At 62.1% G+C, this 2,073-nt stretch carries 2 protein-coding genes; both read right to left on the reverse strand.

Translation table 11 applies throughout. The features are described 5' to 3' along the window. A partial coding sequence (locus P0D80_RS49740; RefSeq protein ID WP_408295986.1) for an ATP-binding protein occupies positions 1-303 on the reverse strand: 303 nt, incomplete at its 3' end. Continuing rightward, positions 300-1,964 carry an IS21 family transposase gene (gene istA / locus P0D80_RS49745; RefSeq protein WP_408295989.1) on the reverse strand — a complete coding sequence of 555 codons (1,665 nt, stop codon included), beginning with the start codon at positions 1,962-1,964 and terminating at the stop codon, positions 300-302. The genes P0D80_RS49740 and istA, both read right to left, overlap by 4 nt. Positions 1,965-2,073 lie beyond the last annotated feature (109 nt).

Raw genomic sequence — 2,073 nt, forward strand, 5'->3', positions numbered from 1 at the left:
GCCGGCGGCGATGAACTTCAGCGTGTGCAGCTGGAAGCAGGCCTGGCGAGGCACTTTGGGATTGAAGGCCCAGTCGAATTCGGCGAGCGTGAGTTTCTCTTCGAGGCCGGAGAGCTTGTAGCGGCGTTCGATGAGCCGGGACTGGCGGCGATCCAGTTCGTCCTGCAGGATCAGTGCGAAGGTTTCAAGGAACGGCTGCTGGGAGCCCTGGGCCTGCAACACGCGCGTTTCGAGTGTGTCGCGCACGCCAGACAGGCGGAGCTGTCCGAGAGCCCGTTCGATTTCCGGTAACGTCATGGTCATGCCTGTGTTTCTCCAGTTGGAGGTTGAGGTTCGGCGCCGTGCTGCGCACCGAGGGTAAAGAGTTCGCCGTACTCGGCGGCAGGACGGATCAGCGGGTGATCCTGCGTAAGAGGTAGCTCTAGCTGCGGTGCCTGATCGAGACGCTCGAGTGCCTGTTCGAACAGCCGTTCGACGATCGCGCGCACCTGTTTGTAGCGGTAGACGTGATGACGCAACGCGTGATCGCAGGCCTGCTCGACGAGCCGGGCGGGATACTTCTTCGCCAGACCAACGATGCCCCACATGGCGCGATGGCCGACGCGACCTTCGCTATCGAACATGTGCTGGCACAGCGCCTTTGTTTGTGGCCCGATGTCGCCGGCGCTCGCGAGCAGGAAGGCGCTCTGGCGGGACGGATTGAACGGGCGTTCGTCTTCGGGCAATTCAAGCGAACCGGCCTGCAGGGCGCGAGGATGGGTGCGCAACAACGCCTGCGTACGGCGATCGCGAATCTCGATGGTGAAATCGTATATGCGCACTGAAACGAGACTGCCGATCGGTGCAGGTCGTGCCGCATAGTTGCTGCGATCGATGTTGACAGTGGTGTCGTCCCAGACGGTACGCACGACCTCCGTGAAGTAGCGAAAGCCGGTGGTCGGCAACGGCCGCAGATGCGGCCTCTCCTCCTGGAACATGGCCTCGACCTGTCGCCGGGTGCTGCCATGGATGCGTTTGGCCGCCCAGTTTGCCTCCCAGTGCATCAGGAATTCGTTCTGGGCTTCGAGCGACTCGAAACGGCGGCCGGCAAGCGCTGTGCCCTGCGTATGTTGAATCGCGTTCTCGACGGTCCCCTTTCGATTCGGGTCCCGCACACGTGCCGGATCGGCGACGACACCGTAGTGCTCAAGCATCGCCTCGTAGAGCCGGTTGATCTCGGGTTCGTACAGGTCGGGCGTGATGACGCCCTCCCGGAGGTTGTCGAGCACAACGTAGCTGACCGCTCCCCCAAAGTAACGAAAGGCTTCTTCGTGAAGCTGGGCCCAGACCTGCTTGCTGGACTTCCAGACCACGCGCCGGAAACTGCGCCGCGAGTACCGCAGGGTCATCACGAACAACCGCGGGCGTCGGTAGCGGCCGGTCTTCGGATCGCGGGTCAGTGCACCTTCGCCATAATCAACTTGAGCTTCTTCGCCGGGGGCGAACGCGAGACGGTCGAACTGCTCGGGATCAATGTGGCGCAAGGCGCGCACGAAACGCTTGACGCTCTCGTAGCTCGCGGTGAATGCGAACTGATCGACCAGATCCTGATAGATCGCCTGCGCGTTGCGCCTCAGGCGGACCTGCTGTTCGATCCACTCGCGATGCGGTTCGCTTGCGGAGCGGGCGAAATTGAACGTTGTGGTCTTGCTGGAACCGTCGGTAGCCGGTGGTCGCGGCGGTGGGGGAGTTTGCGTGACGGCCGTTTCAGAGCCGGTGGTCACCATGGGGGAGTTTGCCGAAGCGGACTTCTCCGACTCGAACATCGCCTGATAGCGACGAATCGTCTTGCGGTCGATGCCCGTGAGCCGCTGGATCTGGCGCTGGCTCTTGTTGCGCTCGAGTAATGTGAATACGGTGCTTTGCAGGTGCGGCTTCAAGACGTTCACTCCCTGAACTCCTTCTTGTTCGAAGGAGACGAAGATAGACGTCCTGCAACACCTCTCCCGGCGGCTTTAGTGGCTCAGCCGACGGTCGTCAGGTGGGGGAGTTTGAAGTGACCATACCCGGAGGAATTTGACCGACCGCCGGGGC

The organism is Paraburkholderia sp. RL17-373-BIF-A (assembly GCF_046030175.1).
Classification (GTDB): Bacteria; Pseudomonadota; Gammaproteobacteria; order Burkholderiales; family Burkholderiaceae; genus Paraburkholderia.